This window comes from Lactobacillus helsingborgensis, from assembly GCF_000970855.1.
GTDB classification, from domain to species: Bacteria; Bacillota; Bacilli; order Lactobacillales; family Lactobacillaceae; genus Lactobacillus; species Lactobacillus helsingborgensis.
This window is the reverse complement of the sequence record NZ_KQ034046.1, coordinates 1,230,563-1,253,600: the sequence shown is the minus strand read 5'-3', so window position 1 is coordinate 1,253,600 and position 23,038 is coordinate 1,230,563. Positions and strand designations below refer to the sequence as shown.

The 23,038-nt window shown below is 36.6% G+C and carries 18 protein-coding genes and 1 tRNA gene; 15 read left to right on the top strand and 4 right to left on the bottom strand.

Annotated features, from left to right (window positions below):
• Positions 1–73: 73 nt before the first annotated feature.
• The gene (locus JF73_RS05830) at positions 74–1,717 is read left to right on the top strand and encodes a putative polysaccharide biosynthesis protein (RefSeq protein WP_046327343.1); all 1,644 of its coding nucleotides are present in this window, start codon (positions 74–76) and stop codon (positions 1,715–1,717) included.
• Between the two features lie 121 nt (positions 1,718–1,838).
• On the opposite strand, the gene JF73_RS05825 is transcribed toward JF73_RS05830, so the two are convergent.
• Together JF73_RS05825 and JF73_RS05820 are read right to left on the bottom strand one after the other, a co-directional pair.
• A complete protein-coding gene (locus JF73_RS05825; RefSeq protein WP_038523398.1) occupies positions 1,839–2,063 on the bottom strand; it encodes a PspC domain-containing protein in 225 nt (74 codons plus the stop codon).
• 328 nt (positions 2,064–2,391) lie between these two features.
• Positions 2,392–2,475: transfer RNA gene (locus JF73_RS05820), tRNA-Leu, on the bottom strand.
• 155 nt (positions 2,476–2,630) lie between these two features.
• Here JF73_RS05820 and JF73_RS05815 point away from each other — a divergent pair.
• The 7 genes from JF73_RS05815 (at position 2,631) to JF73_RS05785 (ending at position 10,382) form a co-directional block, all read left to right on the top strand.
• Positions 2,631–3,860 carry a serine hydrolase gene (locus JF73_RS05815; RefSeq protein WP_046327417.1) on the top strand — a complete coding sequence of 410 codons (1,230 nt, stop codon included), beginning with the start codon at positions 2,631–2,633 and terminating at the stop codon, positions 3,858–3,860.
• Between the two features lie 2 nt (positions 3,861–3,862).
• The gene (locus JF73_RS05810; RefSeq protein WP_046327342.1) at positions 3,863–4,705 is read left to right on the top strand and encodes an NAD(P)H-hydrate dehydratase; all 843 of its coding nucleotides are present in this window, start codon (positions 3,863–3,865) and stop codon (positions 4,703–4,705) included.
• Between the two features lie 42 nt (positions 4,706–4,747).
• On the top strand, positions 4,748–5,392 hold the full coding sequence (locus JF73_RS05805; protein WP_038523389.1) for a L,D-transpeptidase: 645 nt from the start codon (positions 4,748–4,750) through the stop codon (positions 5,390–5,392).
• Positions 5,393–5,647: 255 nt separating this feature from the next.
• Positions 5,648–7,333, top strand: coding sequence for an arginine--tRNA ligase (argS, locus tag JF73_RS05800; protein WP_046327341.1), 1,686 nt, complete (start codon positions 5,648–5,650; stop codon positions 7,331–7,333).
• A 98-nt stretch (positions 7,334–7,431) separates the two neighbouring features.
• Complete coding sequence (fba, locus tag JF73_RS05795) at positions 7,432–8,346, top strand: class II fructose-1,6-bisphosphate aldolase (RefSeq protein WP_038523383.1); 915 nt, start codon at positions 7,432–7,434, stop codon at positions 8,344–8,346.
• A 184-nt stretch (positions 8,347–8,530) separates the two neighbouring features.
• Positions 8,531–9,400: an aldo/keto reductase gene (locus tag JF73_RS05790; protein WP_179853377.1), complete on the top strand. Its 870-nt coding sequence runs from the start codon at positions 8,531–8,533 to the stop codon at positions 9,398–9,400.
• 202 nt (positions 9,401–9,602) lie between these two features.
• Entirely contained in the window at positions 9,603–10,382 is a 780-nt protein-coding gene (locus JF73_RS05785; protein ID WP_046327339.1) for an alpha/beta hydrolase family protein, read from the top strand.
• A 65-nt stretch (positions 10,383–10,447) separates the two neighbouring features.
• On the opposite strand, the gene JF73_RS05780 is transcribed toward JF73_RS05785, so the two are convergent.
• On the bottom strand, positions 10,448–11,824 hold the full coding sequence (locus tag JF73_RS05780; RefSeq protein WP_046327338.1) for a serine hydrolase domain-containing protein: 1,377 nt from the start codon (positions 11,822–11,824) through the stop codon (positions 10,448–10,450).
• A 177-nt stretch (positions 11,825–12,001) separates the two neighbouring features.
• On the opposite strand from JF73_RS05780, the gene JF73_RS05775 reads away from it, so the two are divergent.
• The gene (locus tag JF73_RS05775) at positions 12,002–13,768 is read left to right on the top strand and encodes an oligopeptide ABC transporter substrate-binding protein (RefSeq protein ID WP_046327337.1); all 1,767 of its coding nucleotides are present in this window, start codon (positions 12,002–12,004) and stop codon (positions 13,766–13,768) included.
• Between the two features lie 20 nt (positions 13,769–13,788).
• On the top strand, positions 13,789–14,703 hold the full coding sequence (locus JF73_RS05770) for a proline-specific peptidase family protein (RefSeq protein ID WP_046327336.1): 915 nt from the start codon (positions 13,789–13,791) through the stop codon (positions 14,701–14,703).
• A 230-nt stretch (positions 14,704–14,933) separates the two neighbouring features.
• On the opposite strand, the gene JF73_RS05765 is transcribed toward JF73_RS05770, so the two are convergent.
• Positions 14,934–15,809 (bottom strand): RluA family pseudouridine synthase, encoded by an 876-nt coding sequence (locus tag JF73_RS05765; protein ID WP_046327335.1) that lies wholly within the window; start codon positions 15,807–15,809, stop codon positions 14,934–14,936.
• 82 nt (positions 15,810–15,891) lie between these two features.
• Here JF73_RS05765 and JF73_RS05760 point away from each other — a divergent pair, with 82 nt between their 5' ends.
• Genes JF73_RS05760 through JF73_RS05740 form a run of 5 tightly spaced genes read left to right on the top strand, consistent with a single transcriptional unit; the run spans position 15,892 to position 22,995 of the window.
• Entirely contained in the window at positions 15,892–17,949 is a 2,058-nt protein-coding gene (locus JF73_RS05760) for a PBP1A family penicillin-binding protein (protein WP_046327334.1), read from the top strand.
• 17 nt (positions 17,950–17,966) lie between these two features.
• Positions 17,967–18,323 (top strand): YlbF family regulator, encoded by a 357-nt coding sequence (locus JF73_RS05755; RefSeq protein WP_046327333.1) that lies wholly within the window; start codon positions 17,967–17,969, stop codon positions 18,321–18,323.
• Positions 18,324–18,325: 2 nt separating this feature from the next.
• The gene (locus JF73_RS05750) at positions 18,326–19,537 is read left to right on the top strand and encodes a metallophosphoesterase family protein (RefSeq protein ID WP_046327332.1); all 1,212 of its coding nucleotides are present in this window, start codon (positions 18,326–18,328) and stop codon (positions 19,535–19,537) included.
• Positions 19,524–22,025, top strand: coding sequence for an ATP-binding protein (locus JF73_RS05745; RefSeq protein ID WP_046327331.1), 2,502 nt, complete (start codon positions 19,524–19,526; stop codon positions 22,023–22,025). The genes JF73_RS05750 and JF73_RS05745 overlap by 14 nt, the downstream gene beginning before the upstream one ends.
• A complete protein-coding gene (locus tag JF73_RS05740) occupies positions 22,018–22,995 on the top strand; it encodes a 3'-5' exoribonuclease YhaM family protein (RefSeq protein ID WP_038523352.1) in 978 nt (325 codons plus the stop codon). The genes JF73_RS05745 and JF73_RS05740 overlap by 8 nt, the downstream gene beginning before the upstream one ends.
• The last annotated feature ends 43 nt before the right edge of the window (positions 22,996–23,038 follow it).

Genomic DNA, 23,038 nt, shown 5'->3' with positions numbered 1-23,038 from the left:
AAGTATATTTGTTGTTAATTGCCTTTTTTCATTCACAATAATATAGTTAGTAAATAAGATTTAGGGAATATTAATGAGAGAAAATAATTCATCAGAACAAAATACGCAAAACACTTTTATTAAAGGCAGTGCGTGGATGACTTTTGGGTCTATAACTTCACGTATTTTAGGTGCCCTCTATATAATTCCGTGGTTTTATTGGATGTCACCTTACGGTAATATTGCTAACGCTCTGACTGCAAGAAGTTACAACATCTACAGTATTTTTATCTTAATTTCTACTGCGGGAATTCCTGGTGCTGTTGCCAAGCAGGTAGCAAAATATAATGCACTTAATGAATATGGCGTTGGTCGTAAACTGTTTCATCGCGGCCTAATTCTTATGGTGATTTTAGGAATTATTTCAGCAGGGATCATGTACTTTGCTTCGCCTTTTTTAGCCTCTAACGGTGCCCAAGTTGATCCTAGACAGGTAAAAGTAATGCGCAGCTTATCGTATGCCATTTTAATTATTCCTGTATTGAGCATCATGAGGGGTTATTTTCAGGGCTATGAAGATATGATGCCGTCTGCAATTTCTCAATTTGTCGAGCAGCTAGCCCGTGTTATTTGGATGCTGCTGACCGCATACGTGATTATGCAGGTGCAGCACGGCAATTTTGTGGATGCTGTAGTGCAGTCCAACTTTGCAGCCGCAATTGGTGCAATTTTTGGCATTGCTATTTTAACGTGGTTTTTGTTTTCCAGAAAAACCATGCTTGACGAATTGGTAGAAAATTCCGACAATGAAATTCAGGTTTCAACTTCGGCTTTATTTGTTGAAATCATCGCCCAAGCTATTCCATTTATTATTATTGATGCTGGCATTCAGCTTTTCTATCTCGTAGATCAATATACTTTCCATCCAATGATTGCTAATTTAATTACTGCAAGCAATAATACTATTGAAACTTGGTATGCTTTGTTTGCACTTAATGCTAATAAGTTGATCATGATTATTGTGTCTTTAGCTAGTGCGATGGCAGTAACTGCAATACCGCTACTATCAGCAGCCCATACGAAACATGATTTTCACGCAATTTCGGATCAAATAGGTAATACATTAGATTTGTTCTTATTTGTCATGATACCGGCTGCTTTTGGGATGGCAGCAATTTCTACCCCGGTTTACACTATTTTTTATGGCTACGACCAATTAGGTTCAAATGTACTGTACCTTTCTTCTTTTACTGCTATTTCTTTGGGGTTATTTACTGTATTGATGGCTATTTTACAGGGCTTATCAGAAAATACGTTGGCAATAAAATATTTGGTTTTAGGGCTAATTATCAAAATTCTGATGCAATATCCAATGATTTATCTCTTTAAAGTTTATGGACCTCTGCTGGCAACTAACTTGGGCATGTTGGTAATTATCTTTATGGCGCTGAAGCATCTTAAAATCGGCTATAATTTTAATCAAAATCGGACTAGAAGGCGTTTTATTGGCATTACTGCCTTTTCAGTAATGATGTTCATATTAGTCTTAGCTTTGGAAAAGGCATTAGAACTTTTCTTAAGTCCAAAGAGTAGTTTGCAGTCGTTAGTAATTGTCTTGCTTTCAGTAATTGCCGGGTGTTTATTCTACGGCTTTGCTGCAATAAAATCTGAACTTGCACAAAAAATTTTAGGAGAAAAGATCGTACCTCTTTTAGAAAAATTGCATATTCACGCATAAAAAAAGCGTTATTATCATATTTGATAATAACGCTCTTTGTTTGCAAAAATGGTTTTAAAACATTTCTGCGCGCCCTTGCCAAGGAACTATATTGTACTAGATAAATTTTCAAATCTCAATGTTAACGGTGGTGAAATTCACCCGCAGGAGTATCATCATGACGATTTTTGTCAGGCATTACAATTGCAGCGACCAGATATAAAAGTAAACCCGCAATATTTGTGAACAATATTAAAAACGCTCCGCCAATTCTGGTCCAAGCTTTATCCCAGCCGAAATACTCAGCAACTCCGCCTAAAACGCCAAATAAAACTCTATCATCTGATTTTGTTAACCGCTTTTGCACGCTAATTCCCCCTTTGCTTTTAAAGCACAATACATCTTGCCTATATAGTAAGATTTAGTTATTGCTAGATAAAAACGATTATTGTACCTTTCGAAAATAATTTGATAGGTTCAGAATAAACTTATTTTTTAAAAAAGCAAATTAATGATGTTGTTTTTTTACGCCAGCTAATAACATTAATTCAATATCCACTTCGTTTGTGATAAATCAGAATGATTTTATCTGGCTACAGGATATTAGAAATCAGGATTGAGCTAAATAATTTTTCAATTTTATCCAACTTTAAGTGCAAAAAAAGCTAATCCAGCAGGATTAGCTTATAAAATTATGCCCCGAAAAAGATTCGAACTTTCACTTAGTTACCTAAACAGCGACCTGAACGCTGCGCGTCTGCCAATTCCGCCATCGGGGCATGTCATTTTTAACACAGTAATAATCATACCAAAAATTTGGTAAAATGTAAGCATAAATAGAAAAATATCCAAAAAAATTCTGGAAAGGGAGTTTTATTACTTGAAGCATAAAGTTAAAGCACTCATACTTACATTTATTAGCTTATTTTTGCTAATGGCACCGGTAAACACTGTTGCTGCAGCCAAAAAGGCCACTGATAATTATGATCAAGACAAAGTAGCAATTGATGCTAAAGCCGCAATTGCTATAGATAGTGAGACCGGACAGGTTTTATATGGCAAAAATATCAATCAGCCTTTACCTATAGCTTCAATGACTAAGCTTATTACTGCTTATCTGACACTTAAAGCAATAGATGAGAACAAAATCAATTGGGATACCAGGGTCACACCCACAAGGCAGATTTTTGCTGTTGCCAGCAACAGAGAATATTCTAACGTTCCACTGCGCATGAAGCACACTTATACGATTAGACAGCTATATCAAGCTACATTGATCGAATCAGCTAATGGGGCGGCAATGATGCTGGCACAGGCAATAAGTGGCTCACAGACGGCTTTTGTAAGACAAATGCGTCGCCAATTGCAAAAATGGGATATTAAAGATGGTCGTATTTATACTACCTGCGGCTTACCTAATAAAAGTGTTGGAAGTGACGCTTACCCGGGTGCAGGTAAAAATGCCGAAAATATGTTGTCGGCCAAAGATATGGCTTTAGTAGGACTTCATTTGCTGCAAGACTACCCTAATGTAATTAATACTACCAAAATAGCTAAGTTGAACTTTGTAGATCAGGATTTCGCAACACCCATGAGTAATTTTAATTGGATGTTGAAAGGAATGCCGCAGTATCGTAAAAGATTAAAAATAGATGGTTTAAAAACAGGAACTACTGACGCAGCAGGTGCGTGTTTTATCGCAACTGCTAAACATAAAGGTGGTCGAATAATCACAGTAGTGATGGGGGCTAAACACGAAACTAATACAGATCCGGCCCGTTTTATTCAAACTGCCAAATTATTAGACTATGTTTATCAAAATTATCAACCATTAAAATTTAAGCGTAATGAAGTCATTATTGGCAAAACCAATATGGCTGTTCATAATGGTCAAGCAAGGCAAATCAATATTGGTATGAAAAATGACAGCTTGATTTGGGTACCGCAAAATGGTCAGAAATTTACGATTGAATTGACTGTGAAACAGATTGAAGCGCCAATTAAGTCGGGCCAAAAAGTTAATTCATATATTTTTAAAAAAGGCAACCAGAAAATAATCTCATTACTTAATCCTGCAGGATTACTTTTGCCGGCTCAAGCCTTACAATCAACTAATAAAGTAAATATCTTTGTCCGTTTCTGGCGCTGGTTATTTGGGGGTTAAAAATGAGCACAATTACAGAAAGCATTTTGCCAAAAGTCATTAAAAAAAGACCAAGTGATTCTCATAAAGGCAATTATGGCAGAATCCTTTTAATAGGTGGAAGCGAAAACTATGGCGGTGCAATTATTATGGCGGCTGAAGGTGCACTTAACAGTGGGGTAGGACTGATTTCTGTGGCCACTCATGCTGTGAACCTCGATGCACTTCACGCTCGCGATCCAGAAATTATGTTTGTTGACTGGCATGACCGAAATTTAGTAAAATTGATCCCGCAAATGGATGTGATTGTTTGTGGTCCGGGTTTAGGCGTTGGTTCTGTTGCTCATACAATTATGACCATTCTCACTCAAAGTATTTCTGCAAAGCAAACTTTAATTTTAGATGCAAATGCTTTGACCTTTATTGGACAAGAGCCAGAATTAATTCCGCAAACTGCTGGCTTAGTCGTTATAACGCCACACCAGATGGAATGGCAACGCTTAAGTCAAATTAGAATACCGTATCAAACTGACAGTGCCAATGTAGATGCGCTAAAAAGGATTTTTCCTACGCAAAATGCAATTTTGGTTTTAAAATCCAATCACACCCACGTTTATTCCAAGTCTGAGCCGGCTTTCGTTAATCCTATTGGTAATCCAGGTATGGCAACAGGTGGTATGGGCGATACCTTGGCTGGTATCATAGGCGGATTTACAGCACAGTTTGGTGGTAATCTCAACTCTGTTTTAGCTGCAGTTTATATCCATTCTTTAGCTGGTGACCAATTGGCGAAAAATAATTATGTTGTTCGTCCTACAGAAATTAGTGCGTTATTACCCAAACTGATGAGGCATTATGCCAATTAGTGCTTATTTTGCAATTATTATGGTTGAGGAGAAAAATTTAACATGAAAAACAGTTTATTAAAAACATTGACAGCTTTTTGTGTTCTTTTAATCTGTGCGATCAGCTTGGCACGAATATCTATGCCTTCTCAGATAACAGAGGAACATAAAACAACAGATAAGAAAACTGCTGTCATAAAAACTGCAGCTTCTTTTCGTCCGTATCAAGATCCTAAAGACCTGCGTGCTCCTTTTAACTGGAAAAAGCCCAGCGAAACTAAACCATATCCCAAAATTAAGCATCTTGAAAATGATTTGACCATCAGAGTTTCTCTTAAAGGTAATCGCGTTTATATTCTGCGCAATGGTAAAAGGATATATACCATGATTGCGAGTGCTGGTCTCTTTAAAAAAGGCAAATCTTTAACTCCAGTTGGAACTTTCAAAATCAAAAATGACCGTGGTGATTCCTTTTACAACCCCGATTTAAATGAGGGTGCCAATAATTGGACTAGTTGGGACAAACAGAATGTTTATTTATTTCACTCGGTACCAACAAAGAATAATGGCAAATATAATGTTAAAGAAGCAGAAAAGCTGGGAGTAAAGCCTGCTTCTCACGGTTGCGTCAGATTGAGTGTTCCTGACTCGCGCTGGCTGGTAGAAAAAATTCCCGCCGGTACAAAAGTAATTGTCAAAAATAACTGAAATAGTTGGCGCAAACGATATTTCCTGTTATAATCATGTTTTGAAAGTGGTTAGAAGTAGTAGACATTTTTTTGAACAAGCGAACCCGAGTTGATGTGAGTCGGGTCAAAAAGATGGTTGAAGGCGTGTCTAACTGATTAATTAATAAATTAAACAAAGCGGATACTTTGTATCAACAAGAGTGGTACCGCGGGTAAAAACTCGTCTCTTCCTTTATCCTAAGGAAGGGACTTTTTTTGGCATTAGGAGGCTGAAATGGATTTTAAAGATAAAGTAGTTGACTTGATAGCAGCACAGGTCGATTTACCTAAAAATAAAATTAGTTCATTAATTGAACGACCAAAAAACGAAAAAATGGGAGACTATGCCTTTCCTGCATTCGCTTTAGCAAAAGTGATGCACCAAAACCCTGCTGCTATTGCTCAAGATATAGCAAATAATATTGTGAGTCCTGACTTTGCCGAGATTAAGGCTGTTGGCCCTTATGTTAACTTTTCTATTAATCATAGTAAGTTGATTTCCCAAACACTTGCAGAAATTTTATCAAAAAAAGAGCATTATGGTGATCAAAAATTAGGCCAAGGCAATGTTCCAATTGATATGTCCAGTCCAAATATTGCCAAACCAATGTCAATGGGACACTTGCGTTCTACAGTAATCGGCAATTCCATTGCGAAAACATTGGAAAAAGTTGGTTATTCACCAATAAAAATCAACTATTTAGGTGATTACGGCACGCAATTTGGCAAATTAATTGCCGCGTATAAGCACTGGGGCGTCGAAGAAGATGTTAAAAAAGACCCCATCATGAATTTATTTAAATACTATGTAAAATTCCATGAAGAAGCTGAAAAACATCCAGAGCTTGATGACGAAGGCCGTGCTTGGTTTAAAAAACTGGAAGACGGTGATCCAGAAGCTGTAAAACTATGGCAATGGTTCCGTGATGTTTCTTTAGCTGATTTTAAACGTATTTACAAGGAACTGGGTGTAACCTTTGATTCTTATAAGGGTGAAGCCTTCTTTAACGATAAAATGCAGCCTGTGATTGATGAACTAAAGGAAAAGGGTCTTTTACATGAATCACGCGGCGCACAAGTTGTTGATATGGGTGAGGATGAAAATCCTGCCATAATTGTTAAGTCTGACGGCAGTAGTATTTATTTAACCCGGGATTTAGCAGCAGCGATTTACCGGATGAAAACTTACCACTTCGTCAAAATGCTTTATGTGGTTGGTAATGAACAGTCACAGCATTTTGTGGAATTAAAGACTGTTTTGAAAAAAATGGGTTATGATTGGGCTGATGAAATCCATCACGTTCCTTTCGGTTTAATTACCCAAAACGGCAAAAAATTGTCTACGAGAAAAGGCAATGTGGTCTTTCTTGATCAAGTGTTACAAGATGCCGTTAAACTTGCTCAAAAGCAAATTGAGGAAAAAAATCCCGATTTGGCTAATAAAGATCAGGTTGCCCATGACGTTGGCGTTGGCGCAGTTATTTTTCATGATTTAAAAAATGAAAGAACCGAAAATTTTGACTTTGATCTGGACGAAGTCGTGCGCTTTGAAGGTGATACTGGTCCTTATGTCCAATATACCAATGCACGTGCACAAAGCGTTTTACGTAAAGCTTTGACGCAAGGTCATGAGCCACAACTCTCAGATATAAATATTGATGATGATTGGTCCTTTGGCGTTGCCAAGTCTTTAGCCGATTTTCCACGGATTATTGCACGTAGTAGTGCTAAATTTGAACCATCTGTTATTGCAAAGTATGCTCTTGATTTAGCTAAAAAATTCAATAAGTACTATGCTAATGTCAAAGTTTTAGTTGATGATTCTCAAATTGGTGCACGGTTAGCACTGGTACAGGCCACGTCAATTGTTTTAACTGAGGCTTTACGCCTATTAGGAGTCAATGCTCCTAAAGAAATGTAAAAAATGTTAAATAATAGCGTTTACATCAAATAAAAGATTGTTCAATGTTTAATTAATACGATACAATATGACTGTAAGTTTAATAGGAGGTATTTTTAATGGCATATTTAGATAATGGTAACCAAATCTTTAAAGATGCTCGTAAAAACCATTATGCAGTAGGTGCTTATAACACTAATAACTTGGAATGGACTCGTGCAATTTTGCAAGCTGCTGAGGAAACAAGAACCCCAGTTTTAATCCAAGTATCAATGGGTGCAGCTAAATACATGGGTGGCTATAAGGTTGCTAAAGATTTAGTTGAAGATGAAATTGATGCAATGGATATTTCAGTTCCAGTTGTATTGAACTTAGACCACGGTGATTTTGAAGCTGCTAAGGAATGTATTGCACTTGGCTATTCATCAGTTATGTTTGATGGTCACGCTTTATCTACTGAAGAAAACTTGGCTAAGACTAAGGAAATTGTTAAGTTAGCCCATGAACGCGGCATCTCAGTTGAAGCTGAAATTGGTAAAATTGGTGAAAACCAAGGCGCTGAAGGTGGCGAACTTGCTTCTGTTGAAGATGCAAAAGCTTTTGCTGCTGCTGGTGTTGACAAGCTTGCTTGTGGTATTGGTAACATCCATGGTGTTTACCCTGCTGATTGGAAAGGCTTAAACTTTGACCGCTTAAAGGAAATTGCTGACGCAGTTTCTGTACCACTAGTTTTACACGGTGGTTCAGGTATTCCTGAGGACCAAGTTAAGAAGGCTATTTCTCTTGGAATTTCTAAAGTTAACATTAACACTGAATTCCAATTAGCTTTCCAAGCTGCTACTCGTAAGTACTTTGAAGCCCACAAGGATGAAGACAAGGACAACAAGGGTTATGACCCTCGTAAGCTTCTTCTTCCTGGTACTGAAGCAATTACAGCCTCAATGAAGGAAATGATCACTTGGCTTGGTACCCCATCAATTGATGACAAGATTAAGTCAGCTGGTTTTGACAAGAGTTCATTGAACTTAGAATAATTAGTAAATAATTTTAATATTGGAGCAATCGCAAAAAGATTGCTCTTTTTTGTTGGCAACTTTTTCAGAAATTTTAATAGCTAGTATTAATTATTTGCACAGTGCCACTAAAAAAATAAAAATAGTTTGACTTAAAGTTGAATTTAAGCGTTATACTCTAGAAAAAGATGAATGGAGGCAAATTATGATTTTTGATAAAGTATTAAATCTATCTAATGGCGTAGAAATTCCCCAATTAGCTTTTGGCACATGGAAAATTCCAGACAATGAGGCTTCTGCCGCTGTCGAAAACGCGTTAGCAATTGGCTATCGTCATATTGACACTGCTCAGGCTTACCATAATGAAGCTGGAGTTGGCGAGGGAATAAGAAAATCTGGAGTTAAGCGCGAGCAAATTTTTGTGAATTCGAAAGTTGAAGCAGAAATTAAGGATTATGCTAATGCTAAAAAATCAATTGATGAAACTCTTTTACGCATGAAACTAGACTATTTGGACATGATGATCATTCATAATCCACAGCCCTGGATAGAAGTTAACCAGTCTGATGACCGCCACTTTGAGGGTAATCTGGAAGCATGGCGTGCTCTAGAAGAAGCAATGAAGGCCGGCAAACTACGTGCAATTGGCGTTTCCAGCTTTCAACCAGAAGACTTGAACAATTTAATTGCTAATAGTGACGTTAAACCAATGGTTAATCAAATTTTGTGCCATATTGGTGCAACGCCAAAGCCCTTAATTGATTTTTGTCAGCAAAATGGTATTGTAGTTGAGTCATTTTCACCTGTTGCTCACGGTGAAGCTCTCAATAATGAAGTCATTAAAAAGATGGCTGCTAAGTATCAGGTATCGGTTGCTCAATTGTGTATCCGTTATGATTGGCAATTAAATACCGTTGTCTTACCTAAATCCACTAATCCAGTTCACATGAAAGAAAACTCAGAATTAAACTTTGTGATTAATGATGAGGACATGAAAACTCTTGAGGCTGTTAAAACCTTTGACTACGGTTCATCCAGTCATTTTCCAGTATTCGGCGGCAAGAGAGAGAAGTAGTTTTAGTAACATTTAAATAAAATAACAAGAAGACTATCTATGCGGCTTTTGCAATTAGCTGATACATAGTCTTTTTTTTATTTAATATTTAAAAGGAAAAAATGTTAATAAAAGTTTGGCATTATTGTGTGTATAATCAATTTTCTGACATTATAATGTATGTGGTACAACAAGCAATTATGAATTTAAGGAGTTGTTCAAAATGCGCGAAGAATTAAGATTTTTAAAATGCATTGACCATGATGTACCTATCCAAATAGATATACCCGATGAAGGAAATGAATTCCCAGCAGTTCTGTTGATTCACGGCTTTATGTCATCACGAAATAATGACAATTATATGCTGGCAAGAATCAGCCAAAAAATTGCAGCAGCTGGTATTGTGGCTGCAAGAATTGATTTATGCAGTATGGGTGAAAATCTTTATTCGCGGGAAAACTATGGTATGAAAGTAATGATACGAGAAGTAAAAGCAAGCTTTAAGTACTTACAAAATTTACCGTATGTTAAAAAAGAAAATGTTGGCTTATTAGGTCATAGCCTTGGCGGGCGATTGGCATTTACCTGTTCAACTTTGCCAGCTAAAATTATTGTTTCTTTAAATGGTGCAATTAATACCTTTGAGCCCATAAATGTTGGCTATGATAAATTTGAAATGGCTAACTTAGGTTACAGCATTGTTCGTACAAGTTGTGGCGGCGTTGAACTTTTATATCAAAAATTCCTAGATGATATGAAAGACGCAGTGAACGATAACATCAAAAACTTTAAAAATCCGATCTTGGTTGAAGTTTGTACAGATGATCCTACTTTAGATCCTAATATTAGCCTGAATTTTATTAAAACGTGTCACATGGCTAATGTTGATTCTTTTACCGTTTCAGGTGCTAATCACACTTTTAACGTTGAAACAGGTGATTTTACGAAGTTAAATGAAGTTATTGGTAAAGTTGTCCCGTGGATTAGCGCACATATCAAATAAAAAACCAGCTTTGATTAAAGCTGGTTAATAGCAATGCTAAAGCTTAGCTTCGCAGTTAAGCTTTTTTATTTTACTTTATTGAATTCAGTTGGCTTATTTAGTGCTGGCTCTGTTAAGAGTAAAATCTGGTCTTGTTGGAATGCAATTGGTAAAAGTTGATGTTGATATAATCTTACTTCAACAAACATCTTACCATCTTCATTAATAATTACCGGGTATTCCTTTTTACCGATAGTAACCATTAAGTTACCATCATTTTCACTCAAAGTTATTAAACCATAGCCCGTATTGTGATAGTCGCCTAGTTGGTCTTTGTTAGCTTTAACCTTTTGTGGTGCGTCTCCCATAAGGCTGCTAATCTTTTGTTCACGCTTTGCTATTTTTTGGTCCACAGCCTTTTTGACTTTTGCTGTCCAATCCGTTTCATTTATTCCTAGAGCATTGTCAATGGTTTGATATGCTAGTGCAAAGATAGCATCCGTTGAATCCATATTAGTGGTTGAAACAAAAGCCAAATCGAGATCGGGAACAAAGCCCATAAAAGAACAATACCCAATATATGAACCACTGTGATAAAAGTATTTATGACCGCGGTAATCTTCCATCATCATGCCTAAACCGTAGGCGCCAAAATTAGCGCCACCGTATTCACGGCTTGGCGACATGATGGACTGTGGCAAGAAGTGTTCAGCCATAGCATTATTTTTACTTTCTTTTTGCAATTTTAACTGGTATTTCGCCCATGAAAGCAAATCAGAAATTGTTGAAAGCATGCTGCTGGCACCGCCAACTTTTCCTGGTGCTATAAAAGGAACTTCTTTGGTGATGTTATTGTCGCCAATATAAGGTTTAACTATCTTTTCCCTTGGTGCTTCGTGATGATTAATGTAGGTATGATTTAAATTTAATGGTTCTAACAAATGACTGCGTTCGTATTTGCCGTAATCTTGACCAATGGCCTGCTCAAAGGCATAGGTAGCAACGGCATAAATTAAATTACTGTATTGCATTTTATACCGCAGTTCATGATTCGGCTCTAAATGACCAATGTGTTCTGCTTTTTCTTTTAAAGTTAAATCATGTTTATTCATATTGGTGAACCGCATCAGATCATGCGCTGGCAAGCCGCTTTGATGACTTAATGCATCACGCCATGTTAAATGGTCTTGAGCGTATTGGTCAACCAGTTTAAAGTCAGGCCAGTATTTCTTAAGTGGATCATCTAAACTAATTTGACCAGAATCAGCTAATTGACAAACAGCAGTGGCAAAAAAAGTCTTTGAAATTGAAGCTAAAGGATACAAACTGTCCTGTTCGGCTTCACCATAAACATGGCTAAAACTTTCACCATTGTGATACACGCCAATTCCTAAACTGGGTAATTTAAATGTCTTGCTCACTTTTTGAGCTAAATCAGCAATTTTTTGCTTATTCGTATTCATTATCTAACTCTTTTCATATTTATTTTTTCCATAATAAAATTATACAGAAACATTTGCTTTTTTACACTAAATAAAAGTTCTCTTAAATAGTTCTTTAAAATATATGATTATAGAATTTGACATAAATGATAACTTTATTAATAATATAAGTAAAACATAATGAAATGAGTGATTTTTATGAAAAAAAGAAGTAAATTCGCTTCTGCTGGTATTTTGTGCCTTGCTGCCTTAACACTGGCGGCTTGTGCTAAAAGTGCTAACAATAGTGATGATACCAAAACAGTAAAAAAATTTACTGTTGAAACACCTAAAAAAAGTATTAAAAATGGCGGAACTGTAAAAGTTGCCGTTATCGCAGATACTCCATTTTCAGGTATTTTTTCGCAAGAACTTTCCTCTGAAGATGTAGACTCAATGGTTGCAGCTCCCGGTCAAGAAACTTTATTTGATAGTGATGATCAATATGGTGTCACTAATAAAGGGCCAGCTACACGTAAATTAGATCCTAAGAAAAAGACGATCACAATCAATATAAAAAAAGGGGTTAAATGGTCTGATGGCAAACAAGTAGTAGCCAAAGATTTCGAATATGCATATGAGATTTTGGCTAACAAAGATACAGCTTGTCCGCGTTATAGCAGTCAGTTTGAAGTATTAAAGGGATTAAAAGAATACCACGAAGGCAAAGCTAAAACAATTTCTGGAATTGAAATGCCTGATGGAGAAAATGGCCGTAAAATTGTTTTACACTGCTCAGCTTTAAATCCAAGTATGTCAAATGCAGGCAGCCGTTCACTTTGGGAAGCAGTTGAACCCTATCATTATTTGAAAGATGTTCCTTTCGCAAAATTAAAATCTTCTGATAAGATTAGGAAAAATCCTTTATTTTTCGGACCGTTTAAGATGGAGAAACTAGTTAGAGGACAATCTGTAACGTGGGTACCGAACAAATACTACTGGAGAGGGAAACCAAAATTAGATAAAGTTGTTATTTCAGTAGTATCTTCTAATTCTGCCTCTCAAGCAATTAAAAGTCATAAATTTGATATTATTCCTGTAATTAACACCCAGTGGCCACAAATTAAAACTACCAAAAACGTGAACTTCATTGCTCAAATTCCTATTGCTTATCATTATTTGGGTTTTAAAGTAGGAAAATGGGATGCTAATAAGAGCAAGAATGTCATGAATTCTAATGCTAAGATGAATAATAAGGCCTTAAGGCAGGCAATAGGTTACGCTATGAATGTTGATGCGGTCAATAAGCGTTATACGTATGGCTTAACGTTTAGGGTCAAAACTTTAGTCCCAGAAAAGTTTGGTGATTACTTTGATAAAACTGAAAAAGGATATAATTACGATTTAAAAAAGGCAAATCAGATTCTAGATAAAGCGGGTTATAAAAAGAAAGGAAAGTGGCGCGTTCAGCCTAACGGAAAACCTCTCGTAATTCGCTTTGCTGCCATGAGTGGAGATACTACGCAAGAGCCAATAGTTCAAAACTATTTACAGCAATGGCATAAAGTTGGACTTAATGTCCAGTTAGCCACAGGTCGCTTAATTGAACACAATTCTTTCTACGATAAATTACAACATGATAATAAAGATATTGACATGTATCTCGCTGGTTGGTCAACACCAACTGAGCCTTCGCCCCACCCGTATTATAGTGAATCAGCACCCTTTAACATGACCAGGTTTGTAACTGCAAAAAACAACAAGCTTTTAGATGAAATAAATTCTCAAAAAGCTTTTAATCATGATTATCGGGTTAAAAAATTTCATGAATGGCAAAGATATATGAATGAGGAGGCTTATGTTATCCCAGTTGATAATTCTTATCAGATCTTTGCTGTTAATGACAAGATTTCTGGCTATTCTCTTAAGCCGTCAAAACAAAACAATAGTCATCCTTTATGGAATGAAGTAGGTTTTATTAAATAGAAAGAAGCTGTAAATTTTTAATGAGGACTGGAACAAAAATTATAACTTTAGATAATGGCTATCATTTGTGGACAAGTACTCAAGGTGAAGGTGATATTCATTTATTAGCGCTTCACGGAGGTCCAGGAGGAAATCATGAATATTGGGAAGACGCCGCTGACCAATTAGCAAAGCAGGGACTACATGTTCAAGTTACTATGTATGATCAATTAGGCTCGCTTTATTCAGATCAACCGGATTATGATGATCCTAAAATTGCAGCCAAATACCTAACTTATGAATATTTTCTTGACGAAGTTGATGAAGTTCGCGCTAAGCTTGGTCTTGATAATTCCTACTTAATTGGACAAAGCTGGGGTGGCTTACTTGCACAAGAATATGCTGTTAAATATGGTCAGCACTTAAAAGGCACGATTATTTCTTCAATGGTTGATGATACTGATGACTATATTAAGTCAATTAACCGCCGTAGACAAGAAATTTTTCCCCAATCAGAAATAGACTTTATGCGTGAATGTGAAGAAAGCAACGACTATGACAATAAACGTTACCAAGAGGATGTTCAAATATTAAACATTAATTTTCTTGATCGGCGACAGCCATGTAAGCTATATCATATTAAACGTATCGGTGGTTTGCCTGTTTACCATGCCTTTCAAGGTGATAATGAATTTGTAGTAACAGGTAAATTAAAAGATTGGCATTTTAGAAAGTACTTAAAGCAAATAAAAATGCCGACCCTTTTGACTTTTGGTGAAGAAGATACTATGCCTTTGGAGACCGCAAAGATTATGCAACGTGAAATTCCTAACTCACGCTTAGTTACTACACCGAATGCTGGACATCATCACATGGTCGATAATCCTGAAGTTTACTATAAGCACGTAGCAGATTTTATTCGTGAAGTAGAAGCTGGTACTTTCGTGGGTGATTAAATTGCTAAAATTTAGTGCAAATAGTAATCCTTGCGATTTTTAATGGTTTTAGGTGTTGGTTATTCAGGTGAAAATTGTGTTTTATGATACTGCTTTGACTGATTTTAGAAACTACTAAACAAGCAATCATGGCATATATTAAATTTTAAATTGTTAGATATAATATCTCCGAATTAACAAAAAAGAGATCGTCAGTCTAAAATGACTAACGGTCTTTTTGCTTTTTAAAACTATGCTATGTCTGTAAATAAAGAGATTTTATCTTTAGACAACTTGACATTAATGCGCTTAAATGTGAAAGGAGAAATTAAGGAAATTTGATATGCAGTTAAATGTAAGAACTCTTCATTCTTAAAATTAGCGTTATATAATGGGTCTCCTACTATTGGACAACCCAGTGCAGCCAAATGAACACGAATTTGGTGTGTGCGACCTGTTTCTAGTGCTAATTGGACTAAAGCAGTCTGTCTTGAAAGAATTTTTAGTACCTGGTAATGAGTTACGGATTTAAGACCAGATGCAGTTACTATCCGTTTGCGTTGGTCAAGTGGGTCTTGCCCAATTGGTAAACTAATCGTTCCCTTTTGGGGGAAGGGTTTTAAAAAATCTATTACTGCTAAGTATTCACGGTGAAAAGTTTTACTGACTAATTCACGATTTAAAATTGGGACAACAGCAGGATTTTTGGCAACAAGAAGCAGACCACTCGTTAACATGTCTAAGCGGTGTACAATGAACGGTGAATAACCCAAATAAGTGGCGCAATCATTTAAAGCGGTATCTGTTTCAGCTAAATTGGGATGGGTTTTCTGACCGGCTGGCTTATTAATGATTAAAATATTTTGGTTCTCAAATATAACATCTGGTAAATTGCCGCTTGCAGGATATGTATTCTGTTTTGTTTCAACGTGATCCAGCCAGAGCTCAATTTTGTCTTTAGGGTAGATCAGTTGATTAAATGAGTGATATTTACCGTTAATCAATATTTTGCGTTCGGTACGTAAAAAATGCCGCCATTTACGCGGAATTAATAAAAGACGCAGTAAATCGCTCACAGAACACGGTTTAAGTTTTTGCGGATAATTTAGTGTAAAATAATAGCTCATAAATATTTATTAAATCTTTTTGAAAATAAAAGCGATTCTTTCTAATATGGTACAATTTTTGTTTGTAAAGGAGCAGATACAAATGGAAAACAATGAACCACGGAAAAACGGGCTGAGTGCTTTATGGCACCGTTTTGATCACCGTTTTTTTATCGGTCGCTGGATCATTTTGATTTTGCTTACCGTAACTCTCTTGGTTTGTACTTATTATACCGTTAAAGTTAAAACTTCGAATATATCAAATTTAAAAGCATCATTAGCCGCAACGACCGGCATTTACGATGATAAAAACCAAAATTCAGGCTCGCTGTATTCGCAAAAGGGCACATTTGTGGAATACAACAAGATTTCTCCTAACGTCAAAAATGCTGTCATTTCGACTGAGGACAGAACGTTTTGGAAAAATCCCGGCTTTAGCATCAAGGGCATGGGTCGTGCCGCTCTTGGTATAGTGCTCAATCACGGGCAAATTGCTGGTGGTGGATCAACGATTACCCAGCAGTTAGCCAAAAATGCTTTATTGACTCAAAAGCAAACATTTTCCCGCAAAGTTGAAGAACTTTTCTTTGCAGTTGAAATTAATCATGTTTATTCCAAAAAAGATATCTTGACTATGTATCTTAACAATTCCTATTTTGGTAATGGAGTTTGGGGAGTTCAGGATGCCAGCAAGAAATATTTTGGCAAAAATGCCAGTGAGCTGACTGTAGGTGAAGGTGCCACATTGGCGGGAATTCTCCGTAATCCTAGTAGATACAATCCTATTGATCACATGTCCTATGCTTTATCCAGACGTAATTTAATATTGAATTTGATGGTGGATAATAAGAAACTAACAAAAGCACGTGCCAAAAGTGAGCAAAGGATCGGGTTAACTCTGCGTGATACATATCATAATCAAAATGGTTATCGTTACCCATACTTCTTTGATGCTGTGGTTGATGAAGCAATCAATCGCTATGGCTTAAAAGAAGAAGACGTGATGAACAAGGGGCTTAAGATTTATACTACCCTTAATCAAAACTACCAACGGCAATTACAGCAACGTTTTGAGCAAGATTATTTATTCCCGCAAAATGCGGCTGATGGCACAAGAACGCAGGGTGCAACAGTAGTCATGGATCCAACTACAGGTGCAGTTCGCGCCGTAGTTGGCGGTCGTGGTAAACATGTTTTTCGCGGCTATAATAGGGCAACACAGATGAAGAGGCAGCCAGGTTCTTCCATTAAGCCGATAGTTTCTTACGCGCCTGCGCTGCAGCAGGGATATCATTATGATTCCCAACTTTCAAATCAATTACAGCGTTTTGGTAAAAATGGCTACCAACCGCATAACGTTGATAATGGTTATTCAGATAAAATACCAATGTATATGGCATTAGCACAAAGTAAAAATGTTCCTGCTGTATGGCTTTTAGACCGTATAGGCGTTGCGAAGGGCGTTCAATCTGCCAATAATTTTGGTTTTAAGGTGCCAAAAGAGGATCAAAACTTGGCACTGGCTCTAGGGGGACTTTCAACAGGGGTATCACCTGTGCAAATGGCACGGGCGTATTCTGCTTTTGCTAATAAGGGCAACTTACCTAACAATTCGTATTTCATTAAAAAAATTACTGATGCTAGTGGCAATGTCATAGCTGAAAATCATGATACTGGAGTTCACCGCATTATTTCCGAAAATACTGCTAAAGAAATGACTACAATGTTATTAGGAGTCTTTGCCGGAGGAACGGGAACTTCTGCGCAACCAGCCGGCTACCGTGTGGCAGGAAAAACAGGCTCAACTGAAGTGCCGAATTCTTATGGCTTTGGCACAAAAGACCAGTGGATTGTTGGTTATACACCTGACATTGTAGTTGCTACCTGGGTCGGCTTTGACCGCACTAACCGGCAGCACTTTATGCACGGTGTTTCTGAAACTGAAATTACCAGACTTTATAAAGCTGAAATGGAAAGTATTTTGCCTTATACAGCTCAAAATCAGTTTAAAGAACAAGCTCCAAGACAAATTATCCAAAATAATGGTGCCGGCACAGACTGGACTAAAGGAATTGGAGATAAAATTGAAAAAGGTCTGGGTTCTGCAGGTCAAAAAATCAATGAATGGTATAATGACCTTAAAGGACTTTTGGGTCATTAATAAGGAGGATATAATACATGATTAATATTTATGATTCAGCAAATCAAGTAGCAACTGATTTGCAAAAATTGGACGAATTTAAAGCTTTGCAAGAGGCGATTGCGGCAGTTAAAAATAACCAAGAAAGTACTGCTCTGTTTAAACAGATGGACGAAATGCAAACTAAAATTATCAATTCTCAAACTGAAGGCAGAGATTTTCCCAAAGATTTAAAAGATGACTATCAAAAATTGAACGAAAAGGTCCAAAAAGACCAACAGATACTAAAGCTTTTGCAAGCTGAACAAGCTCTGTATAAAACTGTTGATGACGTTCAAAAAGCAATAACTAAGCCGATTAATGACCTCTATGATGGTCTTAGAAATAATAAGTAACAATGAAATTCATCCATTTTGCTGATGCACATTTAGATAGTCCTTTTCTCGGGCTATCTTTTTTGCCATCTGATAGTTTTGCGCAAATTCAAAAAGCCCCACTTAAGTCTTTAACCAATATAGTAAATTTAGCATTGCAAGAGCAGGTCGATTTAGTTCTAATTGCTGGAGATACGTTTGACAGTTATCAACCAAATCCCAGCTCACAAATTTTCTTTGCTCATGAAATTGAGCGTTTAATCCAGGCCCAAATCCAGGTAATTATGATTTTTGGCAATCATGATCATATGGCAAAAGAGGACTTATTGGTGCCTGAAAGTCCGTTTTTTAAGCTATTAGGTAACCGCGAAAAAATAGAAACTTGTTCTTTCACAACGAAAACTGGTTTTGAGTATGACGTAACTGGTTTTTCTTATTTTGCCAACCACATTACCAGTGACTTAATTGCGAAATTTCCCGTTAAAAGAAATTGCTACACCTTTGGGATAATGCATGCTCAAGAAAAGACCAGTCAAAATAGTCAAAATGTATATGCACCGTTCAAGTTGAGTGAACTGCAAGATCTTAATTATGATTACTTCGCTTTGGGTCATATTCATTTGCGGCAGGTATTAGCCAAATCCCCTTTAATTGTTTATCCGGGTAATATCCAAGGCCGCCATATTAATGAAACCGGACCAAAGGGATGTTATTTAGGCACTATCGATGAGCAGACAAAGCAAACGGAAATAAAATTTGTGCAAACTAATCCGATCACTTGGATGCAAAAAGAAATTGAATTAACTGAGCCTCTATCAAAAACTGAACTAGAACACAGAATTGTTGCGCAGCTAACGGCTACCGCAACTACTTATTTTTGTTTGCGGATTAAAGGTGCGGACTTGCTTAGCGAAAAGGAAAGAGAATTGGTTCAAGATAACGATTTTTGGCAAATGATTTCGGCTAAGCTTGAACATGAATCTCAGCTTGTAGATGTGCGTTTTGTTACTGATAGCCATTTGGAAGTTGCTGAAAATGATCGGAAGTATTTTATGCAAGCGGAAAAAGAAATTTTTGCTACAGATGAGTTTGCACGAATTAGCAAGGATTGGGCTTTAAAAGACAAATACACCGATGATTTAGCTCAAAGTGATGACTTTGTGGAAGAAGTAAAACAATTAGCTGAAGTGAAACTGAATAGTAAATTGAAAGGTGTTAACGATGAAATTAATTAAAATCAAAATAGTTAATTTTGGTCAATTTTCAAATTTTACTATTGATTTTGATTTGCCTAATTCAGATATTGACGTTTTTTACGGTGCTAATGAAGCAGGAAAGAGTACTATTGTTGCTTTCATTAAGCAAGTCATGTTTGGCTTTCATTTAGCTAAACATAGCTCTGCTTTTTTTGAAGACTATAAACCACTAGCACGAGTTAGCCCAATGGGTGGGTCGCTTTTTTTTGAAAATGATGATCATGAGCTTTATGAATTAGAAAGACTATATGCTAGTGGCAAAGGCTCAAAACTTGGCACTTTGACTGTCAAACGCAATAATCAGGTAGTTCCAGAGAATATTTTTTTTGATCAAATAAAAAATATTAATGGTGGTTTTTACGCAGACAGTTTTATTTTTAATCAAGATATGTTAGCAAAGGTTGGACAAATTCAGCAATCCGATTTGTTAGAACGTATTTATTATCTCGGAGCTGCTAATAGTGATAAACTGCTTGATTTACGTGATTATTTTGCTAAAAATGCAGGTACTCTCTTTAAAAAAGCAGGTAAAAATCCGCCAGTTAACCAACTGCTAAAGCAGCTGCAAGATCAAGAAAATCATGTTCGTGCCTCTGAAAACGAATTTGTGCTTTATCAAGATTTAAGTAAAGATTATAAAGAGCAGGAAGAAGCCTTAAATAAGCAAGAACAAAAACAACTTGAACTCCAAACCAAGTATAATGACTTGGAAAAGATCCAAAAGCTCATTCCTAGTTATGAAAAACTGCATGATTTAAAGCAGCAGACTAAACCAATTGCTTTTGACTCAGAACAATATCAGTCTGCACAAACTTTAACTATGCAAATAGAAAATTTACGTAAAAAGCAGGAAAAAATAGCGGCTAAGTTAAGTGAGTTTAGGCAAAATCAAAATGATGATTCTAATGAAAAGGATTTAATTCAAAAAAAGCCCGAAGTTTTGCAATGGCAAACGGAATATCATAATTGCATTCAAAAAGAAGCCCAAATAAAAAATGATGAGCAACAGCTGTTGACATTAGATCCCAATTTAAAGCAGGTTGCAGGATTTTCACAAGAACAAATTCTCAAGTTGCAAGATGATTATCGCAATTTACCTAATGACAAAACAAAAAATGAAGCAGCTGACAATAGTAAGCCCAACTCCGTCATGCTTATTGGTATTGCTGCTGTTGTATTGGGTATTGTTTTATTATTTATTGCCCGTGCGTTTGGGTTGCTTGCTTTAGCTTTAGGCGCCCTTTTACTTCTATCAGGATATTTCCAGCAAAAGCAGCAAAAAAACAGTGATCAGGCGCAAAGAATACAAAAAGTTAGGCAAAAGCGCCAAGCTTTTGAAAATTATTACCATGTTAATTTGGCTCACTTTGATATAAATAGTTTAATTAATGACTGGCGGCAGTATCAGGTGCAGCAGCAAAAACTAGAAAGTACTTTAGTGCGCAAAAAAGAAGTGCATAATGAGTTAGCAGATTTGGCAGCACAAATTAGTCAAATTATTGGACAGAATGTGACTGTTGATTTTACCAGTGTGTTAGCTGCGCTCGACCAGCTGAGTAAGAAGCTGGAAGTTGCTCGCTCACAGCGTGAAGAACAGATTAGTTTGGAAAATAATTTGGCTGAAAGTAAAGAAGAACTGCATGATAGCAACATCAAATTAAAAATGATTTTTGCACGTGCTCATGTGGCCGACTTTAACGAATACCAGCAAATTAAGGACCAAAGTGAGGAACAGAAAGAAATCGCAAGGCAAATTGCAGTTCTGAAGTCTAATTTACAAGATGACCTAAATCAACTTGAAGATTTTACTAAAGATAAAGAAAAGAGCACTCAAAAATTAAGCAAGTTAACAGAAGAACTCTCTTTAATTCAAAAAGATATTCAGCAGACACAATCAGCAATTGCAGAAATCAAGGTAAAAATGACTGCTTTGGCCAATTCGACCGTTGTATTTGCAGAAAAACAAAAACTTGCCAATTTAAGAACTTCATTGAAAAATTTAAGTGCAGACTATTTGTCTGATCTCGTCGTTTCAAAGTGGATTGCACGAGCTCTTGATCTTGCCTCAAATGAGCGTTTCCCTAAAATGCTAATTACAGCAAAAGAATATTTGCGACTATTAACAAATAATCGGTATAATGATATTGATATTGATAAAAAATTAACAGTTACCCGTTTTGACGGTAAAAAAATTAAAGTGCAGTATCTTTCTCGCGGAACATCAGAACAATTGTATTTTGCCTTAAAGTTAGCGTTTGTCGAGCAAATTAAAGACCAGATCAATTTACCAATTTTAATTGATGATTCGTTCGTTAACTTTGATGATACTAGGGTGGATGAAATAAATAAATTGCTTCATAAAATTGCCCAAAATAATCAAGTTATGATTTTTACCGCACAAACGAGTCTGGTTGATAAAATGCAGCTTAAACCATTGACTTTAACGAAAGGAACCAAAAATGTATAAACGTTTGCTGGATTACAATGACGGCGAGGAATTGGAACTAGTGGTGTTAATCAAAAATTCACAATTAAGACATACCAAGAAAGGCAAACTATATTTAGCAATGTCCTTTGGTGACTCGTCGGGTGAAATTCGCGGCAATTTTTGGGATGCTAATGATCAAGATGCTGCAACTTTCAATGCCGGTACAATTGTTGAGTTGAATGGTAAGCGTGAAGAATATCAAGGCCAACCGCAAATTAAAATCTACAGTCTTCGTGTCGTAGGACCAGAAGAAGGCTATGACCTGCGCCAATTTATAAAGTCTGCTCCTGAAAAAATCGCGGACATGAAAGAGGAAATAAATCAATATGTTTTTGAGATATTAAATCCGACGTGGAATAGGATTGTGCGGTTTTTGTTAAAAAAGTGGGAGAAACGTTTCTTCGAATTTCCTGCTGGCAAAAGTAATCATCATGCCGTGCGTGGCGGTTTGGCATACCACACGGTATCTATGTTGCGTGATGCCAAGGGCTTAGCCACTAATTACCCGCAAATTAATCGTTCCTTACTTTATGCTGGTTGCATTCTACATGATATGGGCAAAGTGTTGGAACTAACTGGACCTGCTGCAACTCAGTATACGACTGAGGGCAATTTAATTGGGCACTTGGTTTTAATTGACGAGCAAATTATGTTGGCAGCACAACAACTTAAGATTGACCTTGAATCTGAAGATTTGCTGCTTTTACGGCACATGGTTTTATCTCATCACGGCAAGTTTGAATATGGTTCGCCTAAATTACCAGCGCTGCTTGAAGCGGAACTATTACATCGTATTGATGATTTAGATGCGTCAATTTATGCGATCACTAACGCCTTACAACATACTCGTCCAGGTAATTTTACGGATAATATCATGAGCCAAGGAGGGCGTAAGTTTTATCGTCCTAAGACCGATGAGTCTTTGGGTAAAGCGCGCAAGTTAGAGTAATATCATAATATTAGTTAAATTCTTTTTATTTCAAAACTAATGT